The following is a 19127-nucleotide window of genomic DNA, read 5'->3' on the forward strand; positions in this document are numbered from 1 at the left end:
CTCCAAGGCCTGCTTCTTGTTAACCGGGGCTCAGCTAAGATTTACTCCCAATCCGGAAAACGTTGCTTAAGCCGGTCGAAACTCTGTGAAACGTCTGGCACTGTTGAGGTTTTTGAAGTGAAACTCATAAGTATATCGATATATGTCTTCGTGAAGCAAGAATTATAGAAGTCACTCTCCCGGTTTCCTGTTATAATAAGTTCTATGGGGCTAAAGTTTAGCACGAAATTTGACGATAGAAACAAAGGAGGGTTTATAATTAGTTCTTTAATTTCAAGACCCTCTCTATTAAGAATGTTGCTAAAAATACCGCATAAACTAGCAAGGGAGGTAAGCCACATCTCTTTATCTGGCAAGTTACGCTAATTTAGTCATTGTGGCAAAAGACGCATGGATTTATCGACTATCATTGGCCTTATCGCAGGATTCGGTTTACTGATCCTCGGCTATATTTTAGAAGGGGGAACCGTCAGCTCCCTGGGAGGATTATCGGCAGCCTTAATCGTTTTTGGCGGAACCGCCGGAGCGGTAATGATCAGCTTTCCACTTTACGACCTTAAGAACCTTCCCAAATGGGTTAAACTTGCGTTCACCTCCCGATCCTTCGGAATCGAGGAGGCTTACGAGACTTTGATACGATTTGCCGAAAAAGCACGACGCGAAGGTTTACTCAGTCTGGAACAAGAGCTTGAAACCGTCACCGATCGCTTTACGAAGCAAGGCCTGCAGCTCGTCATTGACGGAACCGACCCGGAAATCACCCGGGAAATCATGGAATCCAATATCGCTGTCCTTGAGAAACGGCATAGAGTTGGAATCGCAGTGTTCGAGGCTGCCGGAGGATATTGTCCTACTATGGGAATACTTGGAACGGTTATGGGCCTGATCATGGTATTAGGCAACCTTTCCGATCCTGAAGCGCTCTCTCACTCGATTGCCGCCGCTTTCATCGCCACCCTTTACGGGGTGGGTACAGCAAACCTTATCCTGCTGCCCATCGCCTCAAAGCTTAAAATGAAGGACAGAGCAGAGGTGGCGGCCATGGAGATGGTCCTGGACGGAATTCTCTCCATTCAAGCCGGTGAAAATCCTTCTATTCTGAAAGAAAAATTGAAAACCCATGTTGGCACTATGCTTCCTTCTGAAGAAAGATTAGCTGAACTGGGCCGATCCGCTGTGAGTGAAAGCCGATGAGTAGAAAACGCGAGCATGAAGCAGAAAAAGAAAATAGCGAACGTTGGCTTCTTACCTATTCTGATCTGATTACCCTGCTTATGATTTTCTTTGTCGTTCTTTATTCTATGAGTAAAGTAGACGCCGAACGATTCCAGGCTATCGCAGAATCTCTCAACAAGGCCCTCGGCGGAGGCACTCCCGCTAGGATAGAGATGGCAACAAGCCCAGTCGGACCCTCCCTCTTTCAATCCGGAACCCCTTCCTCTACGACCACTGTTCCTGGAAAGGGAACGGATCCCAGCAACACGGTTAATGCCGACCAAGAGACGGATGGAGAAAATAAATACGCCGGTCAAGGAAATACCGACGCTGAAAACATGAGCATCAAAGGGATTAAGGCCAAACTTGATAAATTTGCGGCGGATAACGGAATTCAGGCTAAGCTGGTTTCTTCTATGGAAGAACGTGGTCTGGTCGTTAGTATTCAGGAAACCTTACTTTTTGCCAGTGGTTCCGCTAAAATTGACTTGAGAGCTCAGGAAATTCTGCAAAGCATTTCCACGGTTCTCGCCTCAGCACCTAACCAAATTCGAGTTGAAGGACATACGGATAATCTGCCAATCCATACAGCACAGTTCCCCAGCAATTGGGAGCTTTCCGTGATTCGTGCCACGAACGTAGTGCAAATCTTACAGCACGAAGGAATCGCACCTGGCCGGCTCTCAGCAGCGGGTTACGGAGAATACAGGCCCATCGCTTCAAATGATACTAGCGAGGGGCATGACAGAAACCGCCGGATTGACCTGATAATTCTGCGCTCCAAATATGACGTGACCGAGCCACAGCAAACGCCTATTTCCGCTCCGCTTGCTCCTGCTATGAAGGCAACCCCTTAGAAGGCCAGACTATGAACTGCTCTATAAATTATCTCAGACGCTAAATTAATCTGTTCAGTCTTTATCAGCGCGATCGTATCTTCCGGGTATGATTCTTATAGAGCCACTCCTTCGCCATTAAGGTCACTGCCGGAATATGTGCCGAGGCAAAACTGATTGAGTCGCTATTATGCCCAGCCGTGGGAGTTAATAGAGCACTAGCCCCACATTCTAAGGCAGCTTGACGAATAGCTTTAACTGCGAGATTATCTCCGTCTGCCCAAAGTGCAAAATTTCCGATCATTCCGTTTCCTACCGTATCAACATTCAGAACTGCTTGGATCTGATGAAGAGAAAAAGAAGGAGAGTCGACGAAGGCCTTAGACCCTATAAATCCCATTTCCTCAGCACTCCAAAAAGCAATCACGATCGTGCGTTTGGGGACCTTCGCTTCCCGAAGAATCCGCCTCATGACATCAAGGATACAACCCACACCAGAGGCATTATCATTGGCACCAGGGTAAACCTTTCCCTCGAAAACTCCCAGGTGGTCGTAATGCGCTGAAAGCAGAATTATTTCTTGAGTATTTTCACCCATTAAGCCTCCGATTAGATTGACACATGGAGATCTCAATTTACTGGTTTCCCCTGGTTTAAAGGTCAGCCGGCCATTGACCCAGGTTTCCACCACCGGAGGAATCGTAAACGCCTGTATAAAACCTGTTTTAGGGTCCCCCATCGGCCTTAAGCCCAGCATACTTAATTGTGCGGCCAAATACTCTACGGCTTTGCTCTCCCCGACAGATCCCGCTCTCCGTCCTTGCATCTCAGGGGCGGTTAAAATGTAGATATCCTCCATGGCAGTACGGTGTAAGCTTTCTAAATCTATTTCACTATTCATTTCAGCCACCTGGGGCAGCAACAATTTAACCGGCGGACGCCCTAGCCTGGCCTTGACAGCCTCTCCAAAACGGTTCGGCAAAAAACTCCATGGCAATATGAGGGCACCCAGACCCAGTATGGTTTTGATAAAAGCTCTGCGCGTCTGCATGATTAATCCTTTCTTAAGAGGAGAATGAACAATGTCTTTACGTATCAATACTCCGCCCCAAACCCTGTCACCCAGCCACGACTCTCAAAATACTCCGGAGCATAGCGGCGATTTCAGCGGCGTTTTATCTCAAACCCAAAAGATCCAGCGCCTTGAACTCCAAACCTTTCTCAATAAGCTTGAAACTCAAGGAAAAAAGTTAGCTCATTCCCTCTCTATCCGAGATCTTAAAGATTTCCGGGACATGGTCAAATCCTTTCTTCGTTCAACCTTCGGACAAAGCCGTAAGATGCAGGAAGATACCTCTTGGGATTATCAGGGTCGTCCCAAGGTAATGGCACGAATCGGAAAAATCGATCAGGCGTTAGATGAACTTGGTAAACAGCTTCTTGAGCAGCAGGCCAAACCCCTTGAAGTCTTAACCAAGATTGACGAAATACGTGGATTGATCGTTGACCTATTTGCCTGAACTTTAACTCCTTGCTTCAATACTAAAACGTCATTTTCTAAGGAGCTACAAAAACTTTATTATCTTTTTAATGATTAATTAACAAGGAAAGAGGTGTAACCCCTTTGTCCCATACATCAATATCTAATACCTACGAAGACTTTGTGAAAGGGTTCCACCCCAAGAGCGGTCTCGATCTTAAGTTTTATAAGCAAAATCAAATGCAGCGTCGAATCCTCAGTTTTATGAACTCTCACGGCTACCCAACCTATCCGGAGTTTCTAAAAGCTCTGAACGCTGATCCTGTTCTATATGATGCCTTCTTCAAACATTTAACCATTAATGTGTCTCAATTCTTTCGGGATACCAACCAATGGAAAACACTGCGCCAAACTGTTATTCCCCTGCTCATACAAAGCAAATCTCAGCTGAAACTTTGGAGCGCGGGATGCTCAGGCGGGCAGGAACCTTATTCATTAGCGATGACCTTAATGGAGTATTTCCCAAGCACTAAGTTTAGCATACTGGGTACGGATATCGATGTCAATGTACTGCGGCAGGCGAACGACGGACTCTACAAACAAAATGATTTTGCAAGCACACCACCGGAATTCTTGCAAAAGTATTTTACCTCATCTGACAAAGGGTATCAAATCAAAGATTCCGTGAAACGAAACGTCCAATTCCAACACCAAAACCTGTTAACCGATCGCTTCCAAACTGGCTTTGATTTTATAGCCTGTCGAAATGTCGTCATTTACTTCACTGAAGAAGCTAAAGAAATGCTCTATAAAAAGTTCACAGAAGCTTTACGCCCTGGCGGAATTCTCTTTACCGGCAGCACAGAACATCTTTTTGGCCTGGCTCATCTTGGCCTCAAACCCGTGTCCTCATTCTTTTATCAAAAGGGGTTCTGACAATCCTGACAATTTCAAGTCCCTCAAACAACTAAGGCTCCGACTCATAATCATGAGTCGGAGCCCTCTTAATTTTTAATTAAACGACGTTGGGCAGTGTTGTTCATATTGTTGAACAAATTCCGCAAGTGGATAAGTAACTCCTTTGCCTTTATATTCCAAGGAAACCTGCTGAGCCGTTGGATTAAAACCGATAAACTTCATTCCGAGTAGTTTAGCCATTTTGGATAATTCAATCCGCGCACCTCGTCCGAAATCCTGTAAATGCATCCAATACACGCCCCTTTTTCTTGTCTGATATGACTCCAAAAAAGATATTGGGTGTTCCATTTGGAAAACGCTTATGAAGTTTTGCTTTAGATTATCATATCTTATTCAGCGGATGCTTTCAACTCCCATAATTAAAGATATAATTTTCTGATACTTCCTTCTTATGACAATTAAGCTTGACCCCAAAATCCCAAGACACTCATTCCGGCCAAAATCAGTAAACATCCTATGATTTTGGGAAACGTAAGATCTTCGTGAAGCAGAAAAACGCCATAAAAAATAGCGATTACGTATCCTAAAGAGACGAGCGGATATGCATAGCTGAGCTCCCAACGTGAAATCACGACGAGCCAAAGGATAGAACTTATCCCAAAGCAGGCGAAACCAATAAAAATTGCGGGGGTTAAAATAATGGATCCCAGTTGTCTCCAGATACCGGTCACTGTAACATTCCCATACTCAACCATACCCAGACGAAACAGAAACTGTCCTGTCGCTCCTAATAAGATGGAAAACAAAGCAATGGCTAAAGGACGCACTTCAGACAATAACGACATCAAATCAATACTCCTTGAACTTTAAACTCTAAAATTTAGGTATCAATTAAGTTTTCTCAATAAAACCATCATTTATACCAGCTAAAAAACACTTTATTTTTAATCAGATGATGGAATAAATCAATCATGGAAAAGCATAAAGAAGCTGATGACAACCTTCTATAGGAGGTTCATCAGCTTCGGCTTTGTTTCGCTTTCTTCTACGCGAACAGCGCTGCACCTAAGGCAGCTGTTAATTCGGGTTCAGGCGGGATCACGACACTCCCCTTCAACTCTTGTTCGAGGAATCGAACAAGGAGGGTATAATGAGCGCCGCCACCTGTGAAAATCAAATGCTCAGGATGCCCGACAGACTCAACAAAATTAGTTAAACGTTTGGCAGTGCTTTTAAAAAGGCCCGCCACCACCTCCGGCTTTGGAATCCCTTTGGCCAGCATGGTAATGACCTCTGATTCAGCAAACACTGTACACATAGAATTAATAGGCATGGGCTTGGCTTCTGCCGCTGAATTCAATTCCTGCGGGGTTAGATCAAGCCCTTTAAGAATAACATCTAAAAAACGACCGGTTCCGGCAGCACACTTGTCATTCATGATAAACTGAATGATTTTTCCGTCTGCATTTTTTTTAATAACTTTGGCGTCTTGCCCTCCCAAATCGAGAATATAAGCATACTTTGGGAAATGAGCATGACACCCTCTTCCCTGACAGGTGATTTCCGTAATGACTCGCCCTTCCGGAAAGTTGACACGACCATACCCTGTCACTACTAGTTTCCCGGGCTTTTCTCCGAATTTTTCAGTATATTCTTTTAAGAGAGCGATACCTGCTTGGACGGAATCGAAACGGGAAGGTACCACTTTGCGGTATACTTGCTGCTCTTGATCCAACACCACTAATTTCGTATTAACCGAACCCAGGTCTAACCCTGCTCGCTTCATGCACGAATCATCTCTAAGAGGGCCTCAATCCGAGTCAGGAGCTGACCTTGATCTTCTTCCGAAAAGTCGCTTTCCAGGCGCAGGAAAGGAATCTCTTGTTTTTCCATCTCTTTAGCGACGAAATAGCCTTCTATCCCATAGGACTGACAGAACTGAAGGTTAAAATCGATCACAGCATCTGCCTTTAGGTTTTTAGCCATGCTGGTGATATCCTCCAAGCGTCCTTGATTCGGTGTGAAACATGCACAATTGACCTTTAAAGGACGCTTAGCAATATTGGCAAGCATATCCTCAAGGTTATCGGCAGGCTCCGTCATGTCCTTATAATAGCGTTCCCCAGTACAGGTTTCCTCTCCGACCACGACTGCCCCGGCTTGCTCGATTAAGGCATGAAGTTTCCAGGCCGGAAGAGGCTGAGGGGTTCCTGTCACGAGAATCCGTGGTGCATCGGCAGGAACTGCCCCCTTCCCCTCCTTGACCCGCTCATCAAGCTCGTCACAGAGCGCATTGACTTGAGCAGCAAAACGGACAGGATCATCAAAAAAGGAAAGCTGATTGATTAAGAGGACATCTAAACCGTGAATAGGCGCTGGGTTATGTTTTCTTAGATCCGCCAGCCGTTGCAGCGCTTGACGCTTATGGTTAATCTTTTCAATACCTTGGGCAAGATTTTCATCGGTTAATTTCACTTTGGTCTCACGTTCAATGAAGGAGGCAAATTCCCGTACTTCTTCTTCCCAAAGACGAGCATCCTTTGCATCTTTCTTTTGAGGGAGATCCATAACATAGGTTGGAATATGTTCATTTAAAATCTCCCAGGCCTTCTTCTTACCATCACAGGTCGTCTCCCCAATGACCCAATCAGAAATTTGAAAATAGGGGCAAATCCGGTCTAATTTAAAGCCCATTGTTGACTTTATCAGCGGACATAGGTTGCGCGGCAGTACTTTTTCCCCCGAAGGAACCGTAAACTGGGCACCGGCACATAAGCCGATACTGGCACTCCCTGTCGCTACCACGATTTCTTCGGGAACATAAACACAAAACGTCGAGAATACTTTTGCTCCGGCTTCTCTCATTGCATAAAGTTCATGGACCCGAATACCATGGACATCTCCAACCACAGCGTCAAAATAGCTCATCCCGGCCGGACGATTTTCCCTGTTTAAGAAAAGTTCAGTAAAGATCTGCGGCACCGGAGCTAAGAACTCATCGTGTTTCTCTAAATCCATGTTCAAACGTTCCCATAACTCTCTGTTCTCCATTAATAATCTCCCCCTCAAATAGTGTTATCTGCTTTTAATGAACAGTTCAGTAATTAATTATATCACGTTATAGTTATTTCCATATATAACTTTACGGTAATTTATTGTTCACTGCCCTAATTTCCTTGAAAATTAATTAAGCCGATGACATGTTTGTTGTCATCGGCTTTATAGATCGTGGAAGTATAAATTATGGCTGTTATTTAGGGTTTACTTTCCGATAGATATACTCGATTTCTGCCAGCCCGTTTGGCCTCGTATAATGCTAAATCTGCTTTCTCGACAATCAAATTAATATCGTTGACTGTATCCGGGTAAACAGCAATTCCAATTGAGACTGTGATGTTGATAACTTGCCCGTCGATTAAGTAGAAGCTATGATCTTGCACCTTCACCCTGATCCGCTCCGCTACTTCCAGCACTTTATCACCGGGGCAATCCGTCATTAATACGGAAAACTCATCTCCGCCGTTACGGGATACGATATCCGAATGACTGCAGGCGCTTAACAAGATTTTGCCTAGATCTTCAAGAATCTTATCTCCATTTTGATGCCCATAGGTATCATTGATTTTCTTAAAGAAGTCAATATCCATAAACAGCAAGGCAATTAAACTGTCTTCAGCTATATTACGGATGATCTTATTCAATTCATTATCAAATTGTCTCACATTATTTAATCCTGTGCGATGGTCCTTTGCCGAATCGATTTGATACTTTCTATAGAGGAATCTTGATAGATCCAGATAACGCACATAAAGATAAAGAAGGACTGAAACCAAAGAGATGCCTGTCCAATAGATCGAGATTGATCTGATTAAGAGCGCCAGGTCATTAATTATCATAGCCATAGAAATACTAGGCGTGACAAGGACGAATAGACTCATAATTATCCATTTTTTCAAAGTACCGGCTTTGCATTTGGTAATAAAGGCACAACCAATTCCAATTACAATGGCGGCCATGGCAGATACCACTGAAGAATAGGTTAACCCATAAAAAAACAAGCGAAAAACAGCAATTATTAAACCTGTGATTAGAGCAGATGCAAAGCCACAGTATACTGCCGATAGAATTGTAGCGATGTTACGGAAGTCTAGAATAATCCCTGGCATAACTTCAACACTGTTGAGCATTAACAATATTCCTAATAAACCCGCCATCGAACCAAAGAATACCCTTAATTTCAAGGGAGAAGAAGGGGTTATATCCTGATTGATGAGAATCTGATTTCCTATGCTAACCACAGCAATAATGGTGGTTACGTTTAAAAAAAGATCTTTTAACACGACGCCCTCCGCATTCTGATAATACCTAAACTTCAACGTTTATCACTAGATTCCTCGTTCAATTGCTCCGCTCCGACTGCTTGTTCCTGAAAATGTTATCGGCGCTTGTATAGGTTTGACAGACAAAATCGGAATACCAATTGTTATTTTATAATAATTCTTAGCGAAGTCAAATACTAAAATATTTGTTTGAAATATTAAAATATTATGGTATATTTTTCTGGAACGTACTTTCAGATTTAATATTTAAAAAGAAGAAGGAGGGAAAGATTATGTCTGTCAGAGCTGAGTTACAAGAACTTGTAGCAAAAATGAATGCCAATCCTGAACGTATTGCTTCCGAAAAAGACCGCGTCTTCCAAATTAATTTGGAGGAAAGCGGAGCCTTACAAATTATCTTTAAGGCTGGCCATGTGGATATCGCCGAGGGGGCTAATCCAGATGCAGAAGTCACACTAATCCTTAATGAGAAAAACTTCTCCAAGTTACTTAACGACAAGCTCAATACTACGATGGCATTTATGACGGGAAGCTTAAAGGTGGAAGGAAAATTAGGCTTAGCCTTAAAGCTTCAAGAAATTGTGAAGTTATATCAATAAACCATTTTTGCGCCTTTGTCAATGAATGAACAATCAATCATAACTTAGATTACCAAAAGAGGCAGTCCCATCAGGGGGAGCTGCCTCAATTACGTTCATGATATCCAATCTTTCATACGAAATCATGAGAAAAACTAAATACCAAGCTTAAACAAACTATCCTAAAAACTTAGGATTTACTGACTGACACCTACTCAGGCAATCGAGAAATGTGCGGGAAATCAAGGAAAGGGTTACTTTAAGGTACCCCAAAACTCATGTTTTCTCATATTAAAAAGAGAGCACCCCTAAGGTTGCTCTTTCTAATATTGTATTATCTTTGATTATGTAGCGATAGGCGAAGTCAACCTATAAGCCGAGTTCTGTCCCTCCGCATGGAGGTGATGATCATCTATCTCGAACTGCCGTTACCGACAGCCTCTAGCGACCTTACCCGGGAACAAAAACGGGCCGTTCATAGTTCCCCTATTCAGTCTTGCTCCAGGTGGGGTTTACATGGCCAGCCAGTCACCTGACTGCCGGTGAGCTCTTACCTCGCCTTTCCACCCTTACCTACTCAGACGCCAGTTATCAGAAGCCGGAAGCCGGAATTAGAACCTACCAGTTCTGACCTCTGGCCTCTGATAACTGGCATCTGCTAGGCGGTATATCTCTGTTGCACTTTCCTTAGGGTTTCCCCCACTGGGCGTTACCCAGCACCTTGCCCTATGGAGCTCGGACTTTCCTCAGAAGCGACCTTTCGGTCCATGCCCCCGCGATCATCTGGTTGGCTTCGCTTAGATATCATACTAAAAAAACAGACTTTGGTCAAATGGATATTATTAGCTAATTAACTTTGAGTTTCTCTTTTGCCATTTCTTCTATCTCATCATCAATATCCATCAGCTCGGTTAACCATTTAGCACGATTAGCATTATCCGTTAAAATATTGGCTAATACCTTTTCACGTTGAAGTCTCAGAATTTCAACTCGATTCATCATTACAAATTTCTCCTTTCAAATCCAATTTTATCGAAGGATCAATAAATCTTCTAAACAGACCTTTAATATTTACTTAGAAGGGCTCTATTGTCTGACTATTCCTTGCAACTATATAGTAATATATTTCACAATCAATGTCAAGTGGTAATTATTTCTTTCACAAGCTAAATCGGTATTCTTGCCAACCTTAAAATCCCCTATAGAGATCAGCTCTCTATAAGGGATCTTGATTTATAGCCAGGGCGAACGATTAGCCGAACTTACTCGTATCTCCAGACCCTGAAGAGATTTTTCTTTCATTAAATAGTCATAAGCTGCTCGGAGCATCGGGGCCTCGCTTAAGAAATGCCCTAGATCACCGACAGCCATATCTCCTTCAAGGGCATCGAGGACAGCATGATGATCAACGTCGCCTGTAATAAGAAAATCTGCCCCCTTAAATAACGCCTTCGGTACAAATCGCGCTCCGCTCCCATTGACAATGGCTACTTTCCTTACTTCCTTGTCTAAAGATCCAGCCAGACGAACTCCGGTTAATTCATAGTTATTGGAATAGACCCCTGAAGAATTTAAACGATCTAAAAAGTTTCTCCATAAAAACCCTAACCTTTCTGGCCTGGTCAAATATCCGCACACCCCATAGCCCCGTTCTTCCTCATTAGGTGTTGGATTTACGTTATACACGCGCTCCAAGGGTTCCATCTTTTCCAGTCCCAGTAATTCCCCTAGAACCCGGCTTGAGGAAAGTATAGACTGATCCAGGTTCGTGTGGGCGGCATAATATCCGATATCATGCTGCAAAAGACGTAGAGGAACCTGGGCAGCAGGGTTATCCGCCCTTAGGTTTTTCAGAGGACGAAAAATAATGGGGTGATGTGCCACAATGAGCTGGGCTCCAAAACTTTTCGCTTCTTCGACTACTTCTAATGTCCCATCTAAGGTAATCAGAATGCGCTCAATTGTTTTTGAACCACTTCCGACAAGTAATCCAACATTATCCCACTCCTCAGCCCAGGATTTTGGAGCTATTTTTTCGATTAACTGGGCAACGAAACCAACGCTTACTGCCATCTGCGCAATCCCTCCACTAAATCCAGCATATGTGAAATTTCTCTGATTTTAACCATAACCTCTGGGCTTTTTGATTTTTTCATCTGCTGTATCTGCCTCAGCAACCTGGCACTGTATTCGTCAAACTGTTTGCTCAAGAGATTTGTGCGTCCTTCCAAAACAAGAGGTCCGAAATGCCAAACCAGCCTATGTACTAAGCTCCGAAACTCCGTTTCCAGCATCTGCTCCTTCTCTAGTATCGGCTGCAGTCGTTGACGCCAAACCTGTTCGTACTTTTGCAGTTCAATGATATCCCATCCTTCTTCCTTTGAAAAGGCCATAACGACATAAATTCGCTCCTCTTCTTCTACCAACCGCTCAGTCTTTAAACGCCATCCCTCATTCAGCAGCGTCAGGCGAACTGCCCCTTCTGCGCCCTGCGGTTGAAGGATGAGATCAGTCACACCTTTCAAAATATCCGGCCTTGCCGAAACAATATCCAGCATTGTTCTGCCGCCCATTCCTGCCAGAGATAAGACATTCACTTCCCCAACCCTGAGCGGCATTAATCCATCCCCAAACCTCACATCAATAACGGCTTCTAAGTTCCGGCCTTTAACCGCTGCCGAGGCCGATTGATACGGCCCTTCATGGACATCGATAGCCACAGCTTTTTCTATTCTCCGGGCTTCATAGAGAAATATCGGCAAATAAGCATGATCTGTCCCAATGTCTCCAAGCTTGGCACCCTCCGGGACAAACGATGCGACGGTTTGCAGCCGTGGACCTAAAACAACTGACACTGACATATTTTCACCTCATTAAAAACCCTTAAAGGTTTATGTAAACTATTATAACCAAAAAGGAATCTTCTTGGTTCAAATCCCTCACATTATATCACTCTTAATGGACAAAGTGCTTGTGGACAATGAAAAAAGGCGGGTAGATTTCTACCTCACCGTTTTTCAGGATTTTAGCACCCAGCCACTCTCCTACGCCTAAAGCTATCATTATTTCCCCTGCCCTAAAAACGTTATGGTCTCAAGGCGGGAAGTATTCAGGATACAATTTGGGATACTTCCCTCACGCGCTTCTCGTTTCATCCGTCGGAACCGGGTATTGTTCATCCGTGTCAACTAAGATCTCAATCAGGTAAGGACGATAGGAACTAAACGCCCTTACTAAGGCATCCGCGATCTGCTCAGGCCTTTCAACCAATTCAGCCTCTACACCCATTCCTTTGGCTACATTCACAAGTCCTAACCCCTTCTGGAGGACAACGACAACAATCGGAATATTATGCTTTGCAGCCGTACTAAGTTCTTGAAGGGACATACTCAGACCCGCGTTCCCTATTAAGTTTACAACCTGCCGTTCCGGGTATGCGAGCTGTGCGCCCAATGCGGCACCTATCCCCCACGCTGGGTTACCGGCTCGGCCACCGACTAAAAACGTTCGAGGTTCATAGGTCTCATATAATTGACCGGCCCAGATTCGAATTAACCTATTATCCAAAGTAACAATGGCATCCGGCCGCAGCCCTTTTCTCAGCTCAGCAATCGCCCGCTCTGGTTTGAGGGGACCGCTCTCAAATTCCGTCTGACGAGACAAACCGGCTCTTTCTATTTGAAGAGATTCGATTCTTTCTAAAGCCTTTGGTGTTGGTTTATAATCACGACTACGGATAAACCTGTTCAACATCCGGACGAACTTTTTCAGATCAGCGGCTATCACAACTTCAGCGGAGACATGGCTCAAGATTTCTTTTTCGTCGCCGGCGATGTGTATAATCTTACGATCGTTTCCGTAGGCATCCATTTCCTCCGCACTCTGAGTAGCGAATCGCCCACCTAGATTCATGATCAGATCTGATTCTAGAAGCGTCTTACAGCCCAGCGGAGTTTGGCAGAGTGTTCCTGCCATCCCCGCATATAAACGGTGATAATTTGGAAAGCCATCTTTACCCATCACTGAGGATATGACCGGGATCTGAAGTAATTGGGCTAAGTCTATGAGTTCTTCAGTTGCACTTCCATGTGCAACCCCTTCTCCAGCCATCAGCACCGGCCTTTCTGCCTCCTCAATCATTGTCAACACTTCTTGAAGCTGGAGCTCTGTGACTTGTAATAAATCATCCTGCTCGTTTGTTTCTTCTTCCATATAGTCTTCAAAATTAATCATTAGTAATCCTTTTTGGACATTAGGCGGAATATCGATTAGGACGGGTCCCTTCCTGCCTTGAGTCGCTAATTTCCAAGCCTCACTCATTATCTTTGGCAAATCAGCCGTTTTTGTTACGAGGTAGGCCGCCTTAGTAACCGGCCTGGCCATTTCTATCATCGATCCTTCTTGAAAACCATCTCTTCCTTTTAAGTTCTTAGAAGCTTGTGCTACAAAGGCAATTAATGGGATTGAATCTCTATAAGCACTATCAAGGCCTGTCAGAAAATCAGTCACTCCAAAACCAGACGTCGTTGCACAAATCCCTGCTTTTCCAGTGGACCTTGCATAGCCATCTGCCATAAAAATTGCTGTTTGCTCCTGACGAACATTAATTGAATGCATTTGCTCCCTCTCCAATACCGCCTCATAAAAGGAAAGCATAGCTGCTTCAGGAATACCATAAACATGGGTTACTCTTTTATGCTCCAAAAACTTAACAATAAATTGTGCGCCTGTCATTTCAACTTCTTTATTCAGCTCATCTGCAAAATAATGTTTTACTTGACCTTCTGTTCCCCAAAGCACCATACCCGTCTCCCCCTTATTATCGTTACCTTAGTTTTTGTATATGATCGGACCAATTCTATTAATTACAGTTTTACATAATAAAATCGCGTTTTGCATCTCGGACAAAGATCTAACCTAATAACATGCTTACATTATAAATCAATCGAATTCCGGAATACTCTTAGCTTTACATCATAACTGACCTAGGACTATGGGTTGTACTTAAAAAGCGGAATTATTGTTGCACATTATGAAACCTGGTTTCATAACTTTCTTAAAATACCTCTGTCTATTCAATTCTTTATATTCGTATACTATCATACTAATCCTTATGTGCGCAATACCTTTAGTATCAGGGTTTTGTAACTTTTCTGTCAATTCTCTGTTTTGTCAGCTGAATCCGTTTGCTGCTTGTCAGCCATAGGACCCTAAGCCTTCGATTAACGCCATCTTGAAGACCCGAGTCCTGAACAAGCATACTATTAGCTCATTCTACATAAAACTGGACTTTGACATCATTCTTAGCTTCGATCACTAAACAGACATCCTCTTCAGTTGGATTATAATTAACAACTATTACATCGTCTAAATTAATCCAAAAAACTTCATTTTCAATGCTCCATACTGAGACCTTATCATCAGCTACATCAATAGTCCCTACCACTCCAAAATCCAGAGTACACTCTACGATAGCCAGGATTTCGATACACTTCAAGTACTTACCTAAAAACTTCTCCCGAAGAAATTTCACAAATTCAATCTTTGAAGATAAGGTTATCATGACAACTCCTCCAATCATTGTGGTTGATTTAACGATCAAATAATATGCGGATCTCTTCAGCAAGAAAAAAAGAACCCAATGACCTAAGTCAATGGGTTAGGCTTCAGTCTTATTTTATGGAAACTGTATTGATGATCTATAATCGTACTATTATTATAATTGCATTTTAACAAGTTGTCCATTTCTATATCTGTCCGGCCAAATTAATGCCTTAGATTCTTTCTTCAACCATATATTCGTAAAAGGCCCATGGACGAAGGATTTCAATTTTGCCTAATCTAGAGGGAAAATCATCCGTGTTAGAGGTAAGTATTATATCACAGTTGAGTTCGATAGCTGCATACATAACATGAATATCCCCATGATCAATGTCCGCAAGCCTTTTGCCCTCATCACCAAGTAATCTGACTAAATCATCGTTTCGTTTACCTGTTTTACTATAAAAGAGATTGTATAGATATTCATTAATAGGACGTTGGGATTGAGTCATATCAATCCATAATTCCTTACCAATCCCTATCCTTCTAATGTTTTCAAAATCCAGGACAGGTGTAACAGCTGTAAAGAAAGCATCATTTCACTCTCAGAATAAACAACACCCTTTAAGCCCTTTCTACAATGTTCAATAAATTCGCATACCACTACTTCGGAAATAACAGGCTCAAAGAATTCGGCGCTTCTAGCAAGTTGTATGAGTTTGTAATTGACACCCAGGGAAATGATGGCACCACATAATACAGTCGTATCAAACAAAACTCTTTTCATTACCTACAAGTCTCCCAGATCATCTTCATCGATCGGGGGCATGCCAACTCTCTTGGCCCATAACGTTTCAAAAATTGCTTCGCTGGTTGCATCCTGCTCATCGGTAGTCCTGAATTGATCAGCCGGTATCCGATAGTGACCTCCAGGAGAACGATATGCTTTCATCTTTCCAGTTTCTATCCAGTTTATTACTGCTTGATTAGATACTCCAAGCTTTTTGGCGACATCTCCGGTACTAAGCATTTTGAGGTCATCTTTATTTTGGTCTAGCTTTAAGGCACTAATGGCTCGACGTAAGCCTATAATTTGAGCATCCGATACTCTGGCCTCTCTAGATAAGATAGTAATAGCAGATTCTAAGCTTTGCTTAAATGCTTCACTATTTCCGGTTGTAAACGATTGATTCATTTGCTTTACAAGTTTAGCTTTAGCCTCATTACTAACCCTAGCAACCCCATTTACCTGTAGTGCAGCAATTCGTCTTCGTCCACGAGTACGATTACCCCTCGATTGATCTTGGGAGACACGAAAACCAGCCAACATAATTTACACCTCCTGGAAATATTATACCCAAAAACCCCAAAAACAACAATTAAAAAGAATTCTTCTATCTCCTTGAAATACTTGAAGTGCAAGATTTAGTGTCTAGTTTAGGGTTTTGTTCAGTATCAAATTCATTGCGGCGGCTTTAACGGCATTGCCGAAAATAGAGAGTTCTCCATTTCCGGCATACCTATGCTGCGAGATTGCTTGAGCAGAAAGTTGATTTAAAAATTTATTCCCATGTTACGTAAATTCCGCATGAATTTACCATATACAAAAAGCAATAAGACACCAAGGGTATGAGTTTCCGGCCTAACCGATCTCAAACCCTGGTGTCTTCACTTTTCGCCATTGAGCCAAAGCTCTTATTGTAAAATGCATGTCAACCGAACATCTGTAAATAGATTTGGAACACCTACACGTTCCATCTTTTGCCTTGGTTTTTGGGAGCATCAGAAGACACTTTGATACTTGAGGATGTGTTTTAAGCTTTCTGTGACACTCTCTTCCGATTGATTAAAGTAGGCAAGAATATCTTTTTGCTTTTTCGTCAGCGGGTTGTGCATCATCACCCCCGATGGGTGGACGACGACTTTGATCTTGCGCATTTCGATAAAGATTCTATCTAGGGAGAGACGCTTCTTGAGGATATAGGGCTTTATCGTATTGAACACATACGTCCTCAGAATCAACGCCAGAAAGGCTAAAAACATCTTTCCTTCTTCCGCCTGCGCGGAATGAATTCTTAATCGTTTCATATCTAAATCATTTTTTAGACTGTCAAAGGATTTTTCGATGACGTCCTTCATCCTATAAATCTCCAGGATGTCCGCCGTGCTTTTCTGAAAATCCGTACTCATCACTAGAAAATATCCCATGGTCCGCATATAGGCATCGATGACCTCGTGGTTGGCTTCTACGCTGAGGACAGTATCCTTTTTGTCTTTGGTGATATGAAAAAACGGTTCCGCCTCACGAGGAATGAGCCCTTTGGCTATGGAGGCTTGCCACTTCTTGAAGTCTATCTTGAAACGGTATTTTTCATCCGCCATTTTTTCATCGGAATACAGGAGATGGACTCGACAGCGAAAGCCATAATCACTGCGCTCAAGGGCTATGCCATTAACATCGCCAATGCCCAGATCATAACGCGAACTCTTGACGTTTTCGCCATGGGCCTGAATAATCTCTTGAGATAGAACCAGCCTATTGGGCATACCGATAATAAACCCACGGGTATGTTGGTTCAGATAAAGCAGATTGTCTTTGCTAAAAAACCCTCTGTCCATCACAAAATGCGCGTTCTTAATGCCAACCTTATCACTGCCTTCCATCATGGCGACTAAATGGCTTTTATCAGGGATACTGCCGTAATAGGTTCGATAATAGACCGGTAGCTTCGTCGTCTCGCCAAAGTACATGCCCAGATTGATCTGCGGTAGTTTCTCCTTGTCGCGGTTATAACCAAATTCCACCTCTTCATTGAGCTTGCTATAGGAAGAAATGGAGGTTATATCATAGGCTAGGTATTCTTCCTGTTGGCGTATATGGACCCATGCTCGGAAAAATTCATTGCGCTTAGCTTCATTAATAACTTTCAGAAGCCTTGAGCATTCTTGAGATGCAAGGATAACATCGCTTCCAGTGAGCGTTTCCTCCATCCAGTCCTCACAATGAGACAAAACATTGCCTTCCAGAGCCATATAGATGGCCAGCATTAAGATACTTTGGGCATCTTCGCCGAAGACTCTGTACAGCAACGTATCCAGCTGAGATTCCCGGGTGATTGCCTTCAACAGAAAGTAGCTTCCATAATTCTTGATGCTCTCGATCGGAACAGTCCTTAGCTGTGGTTTCCCGCCGTAAATCTTGAAATAATTATCGTTTGGAATCAACATACCGGTTTGCGTGTCATATTTGCCGATGATGGTTTGGGAACTCGTCGGCTGGCCTTTGTCATTTCGATAGCCTTTGCCAATATGGTACACATATCCTGACTTCTTGCAGGAGACATTGCTTTTCGGCATGGAGACGAAGGTGTATGCGGGTGCTGAGAGTTTCGTCATAAACATCCCTCCTAAAGCCTTATGTATATGATTATATTATACCATATACATAAACATTTATCTTCCCCCTAATATGAAAAAATACCTGTATTTAAGCTATATTTCTATGCTCTTATACAGGTATATGATATTTTTTTGCGGGATTTAGGATGTTAATGCCCCAGCTACGAACAGGGACCGCCAGCAAGATGAATAACCTACTAAAAACAAAAATAAAGAAAGCACCTCCCTTGAAAGGAAAGTGCTAAATACGCTAAATTTACGCCGTAACTCCGGGCGTAACTCTACAATATGCAATTCACTTTTTTTAAAACTCTAAAACCCTTGGTATTACTGGTGGGCGATACTGGTCTCGAACCAGTGGCCTCATCCGTGTGAAGGATGCGCTCTACCGCTGAGCTAATCGCCCAATTTCACTGATATTCGCCAACAAGGTTCGTTATTCGGCTTAACATCGAACAACGAACCTCAATTTCACTTCACATGCCAATTCGAACCTCGTACCTCGAACTTCGATATGGTGGGCCCACTAGGATTCGAACCTAGGACCAACCCGTTATGAGCGGGGGGCTCTACCGCTGAGCTATGGGCCCTTGCAAGGGATCTAACAGAAATGGCTCCCCGAGTAGGACTCGAACCTACAACCTACCGGTTAACAGCCGGTTGCTCCACCATTGAGCTATCGAGGAATGCTCTTGCACGGGTTATTATACGTAATTCCAGCTCTATAGTCAAGGTCTTTTGTGAAATTTCTTCAGGAGGCTATCCTGAAAAAACCATCCTAAAAACTTAAAGACCCCAAAAAGGCAGATTCTCGCACAGA

At 43.2% G+C, this 19127-nt stretch carries 19 protein-coding genes, 3 tRNA genes, 1 other RNA gene and 1 pseudogene; 5 read left to right on the plus strand and 19 right to left on the minus strand.

Annotated features, from left to right (window positions below):
• The first annotated feature begins 390 nt into the window (after window positions 1-390).
• Together DESYODRAFT_RS22680 and DESYODRAFT_RS22685 are read left to right on the plus strand one after the other, a co-directional pair.
• Window positions 391-1194 carry a flagellar motor protein gene (locus DESYODRAFT_RS22680; RefSeq protein WP_007786648.1) on the plus strand — a complete coding sequence of 268 codons (804 nt, stop codon included), beginning with the start codon at window positions 391-393 and terminating at the stop codon, window positions 1192-1194.
• Window positions 1191-2072: a flagellar motor protein MotB gene (locus DESYODRAFT_RS22685; protein ID WP_007786650.1), complete on the plus strand. Its 882-nt coding sequence runs from the start codon at window positions 1191-1193 to the stop codon at window positions 2070-2072. Before DESYODRAFT_RS22680 ends, DESYODRAFT_RS22685 begins: the two co-directional genes overlap by 4 nt.
• Here the strand turns inward: DESYODRAFT_RS22685 and DESYODRAFT_RS22690 are convergent.
• Window positions 2069-3102 (minus strand): annotated as a pseudogene (locus DESYODRAFT_RS22690) (M28 family metallopeptidase). The gene DESYODRAFT_RS22685 and the pseudogene DESYODRAFT_RS22690 overlap by 4 nt on opposite strands.
• A 31-nt stretch (window positions 3103-3133) precedes the next feature.
• On the opposite strand from DESYODRAFT_RS22690, the gene DESYODRAFT_RS22695 reads away from it, so the two are divergent.
• Both DESYODRAFT_RS22695 and DESYODRAFT_RS22700 read left to right on the plus strand, forming a co-directional pair.
• Window positions 3134-3571 (plus strand): YaaR family protein, encoded by a 438-nt coding sequence (locus DESYODRAFT_RS22695; RefSeq protein WP_007786654.1) that lies wholly within the window; start codon window positions 3134-3136, stop codon window positions 3569-3571.
• 104 nt (window positions 3572-3675) lie between these two features.
• The gene (locus tag DESYODRAFT_RS22700) at window positions 3676-4467 is read left to right on the plus strand and encodes a CheR family methyltransferase (RefSeq protein WP_007786656.1); all 792 of its coding nucleotides are present in this window, start codon (window positions 3676-3678) and stop codon (window positions 4465-4467) included.
• Window positions 4468-4542: 75 nt separating this feature from the next.
• On the opposite strand, the gene DESYODRAFT_RS22705 is transcribed toward DESYODRAFT_RS22700, so the two are convergent.
• The 5 genes from DESYODRAFT_RS22705 to DESYODRAFT_RS22725 all read right to left on the minus strand — a co-directional run bounded on the left by DESYODRAFT_RS22705 (window position 4543) and on the right by DESYODRAFT_RS22725 (window position 8789).
• On the minus strand, window positions 4543-4737 hold the full coding sequence (locus DESYODRAFT_RS22705; RefSeq protein ID WP_007786658.1) for a hypothetical protein: 195 nt from the start codon (window positions 4735-4737) through the stop codon (window positions 4543-4545).
• Window positions 4738-4907: 170 nt separating this feature from the next.
• A complete protein-coding gene (locus DESYODRAFT_RS22710) occupies window positions 4908-5294 on the minus strand; it encodes an EamA family transporter (protein WP_007786660.1) in 387 nt (128 codons plus the stop codon).
• Between the two features lie 200 nt (window positions 5295-5494).
• A complete protein-coding gene (locus tag DESYODRAFT_RS22715) occupies window positions 5495-6235 on the minus strand; it encodes an acyl-CoA dehydratase activase (protein WP_007786662.1) in 741 nt (246 codons plus the stop codon).
• The gene (locus tag DESYODRAFT_RS22720) at window positions 6232-7500 is read right to left on the minus strand and encodes a double-cubane-cluster-containing anaerobic reductase (protein WP_007786664.1); all 1269 of its coding nucleotides are present in this window, start codon (window positions 7498-7500) and stop codon (window positions 6232-6234) included. Before DESYODRAFT_RS22720 ends, DESYODRAFT_RS22715 begins: the two co-directional genes overlap by 4 nt.
• A gap of 203 nt (window positions 7501-7703) precedes the next feature.
• The gene (locus tag DESYODRAFT_RS22725) at window positions 7704-8789 is read right to left on the minus strand and encodes a GGDEF domain-containing protein (RefSeq protein ID WP_007786666.1); all 1086 of its coding nucleotides are present in this window, start codon (window positions 8787-8789) and stop codon (window positions 7704-7706) included.
• 272 nt (window positions 8790-9061) lie between these two features.
• Here DESYODRAFT_RS22725 and DESYODRAFT_RS22730 point away from each other — a divergent pair, with 272 nt between their 5' ends.
• Window positions 9062-9388 (plus strand): SCP2 sterol-binding domain-containing protein, encoded by a 327-nt coding sequence (locus DESYODRAFT_RS22730; protein WP_007786667.1) that lies wholly within the window; start codon window positions 9062-9064, stop codon window positions 9386-9388.
• A 335-nt stretch (window positions 9389-9723) separates the two neighbouring features.
• Here DESYODRAFT_RS22730 and rnpB read toward each other — a convergent pair.
• The 13 genes from rnpB to DESYODRAFT_RS22785 form a co-directional block, all read right to left on the minus strand.
• Window positions 9724-10162: RNase P RNA component class A (gene rnpB, locus DESYODRAFT_RS26845), an RNA gene on the minus strand.
• Window positions 10163-10213: 51 nt separating this feature from the next.
• Entirely contained in the window at window positions 10214-10369 is a 156-nt protein-coding gene (locus DESYODRAFT_RS28840) for a hypothetical protein (protein WP_007786669.1), read from the minus strand.
• A 231-nt stretch (window positions 10370-10600) separates the two neighbouring features.
• Window positions 10601-11440: a Nif3-like dinuclear metal center hexameric protein gene (locus tag DESYODRAFT_RS22735; RefSeq protein ID WP_007786672.1), complete on the minus strand. Its 840-nt coding sequence runs from the start codon at window positions 11438-11440 to the stop codon at window positions 10601-10603.
• Window positions 11431-12228, minus strand: coding sequence for a tRNA (adenine(22)-N(1))-methyltransferase (locus tag DESYODRAFT_RS22740; RefSeq protein ID WP_007786675.1), 798 nt, complete (start codon window positions 12226-12228; stop codon window positions 11431-11433). The genes DESYODRAFT_RS22735 and DESYODRAFT_RS22740 overlap by 10 nt, the downstream gene beginning before the upstream one ends.
• Before the next feature lie 274 nt (window positions 12229-12502).
• The gene (locus tag DESYODRAFT_RS22745; protein ID WP_007786677.1) at window positions 12503-14170 is read right to left on the minus strand and encodes a thiamine pyrophosphate-binding protein; all 1668 of its coding nucleotides are present in this window, start codon (window positions 14168-14170) and stop codon (window positions 12503-12505) included.
• 466 nt (window positions 14171-14636) lie between these two features.
• The gene (locus DESYODRAFT_RS22750) at window positions 14637-14930 is read right to left on the minus strand and encodes a hypothetical protein (RefSeq protein WP_007786679.1); all 294 of its coding nucleotides are present in this window, start codon (window positions 14928-14930) and stop codon (window positions 14637-14639) included.
• A gap of 211 nt (window positions 14931-15141) precedes the next feature.
• Window positions 15142-15420: a hypothetical protein gene (locus DESYODRAFT_RS22755; protein ID WP_007786680.1), complete on the minus strand. Its 279-nt coding sequence runs from the start codon at window positions 15418-15420 to the stop codon at window positions 15142-15144.
• Between the two features lie 26 nt (window positions 15421-15446).
• On the minus strand, window positions 15447-15695 hold the full coding sequence (locus tag DESYODRAFT_RS22760; RefSeq protein WP_007786682.1) for a PIN domain-containing protein: 249 nt from the start codon (window positions 15693-15695) through the stop codon (window positions 15447-15449).
• Between the two features lie 3 nt (window positions 15696-15698).
• On the minus strand, window positions 15699-16238 hold the full coding sequence (locus DESYODRAFT_RS22765) for a MerR family transcriptional regulator (RefSeq protein ID WP_007786683.1): 540 nt from the start codon (window positions 16236-16238) through the stop codon (window positions 15699-15701).
• 452 nt (window positions 16239-16690) lie between these two features.
• On the minus strand, window positions 16691-18304 hold the full coding sequence (locus tag DESYODRAFT_RS22770) for an IS1634 family transposase (protein WP_007783284.1): 1614 nt from the start codon (window positions 18302-18304) through the stop codon (window positions 16691-16693).
• Between the two features lie 334 nt (window positions 18305-18638).
• Window positions 18639-18713 (minus strand) — tRNA-Val (locus tag DESYODRAFT_RS22775).
• Window positions 18714-18822: 109 nt separating this feature from the next.
• Window positions 18823-18897: transfer RNA gene (locus DESYODRAFT_RS22780), tRNA-Ile, on the minus strand.
• A 21-nt stretch (window positions 18898-18918) separates the two neighbouring features.
• Window positions 18919-18993, minus strand: a tRNA-Asn gene (locus DESYODRAFT_RS22785).
• Window positions 18994-19127 lie beyond the last annotated feature (134 nt).

Origin of the sequence: Desulfosporosinus youngiae DSM 17734 (assembly GCF_000244895.1) — a bacterium.
GTDB classification, from domain to species: domain Bacteria; phylum Bacillota; class Desulfitobacteriia; order Desulfitobacteriales; family Desulfitobacteriaceae; genus Desulfosporosinus; species Desulfosporosinus youngiae.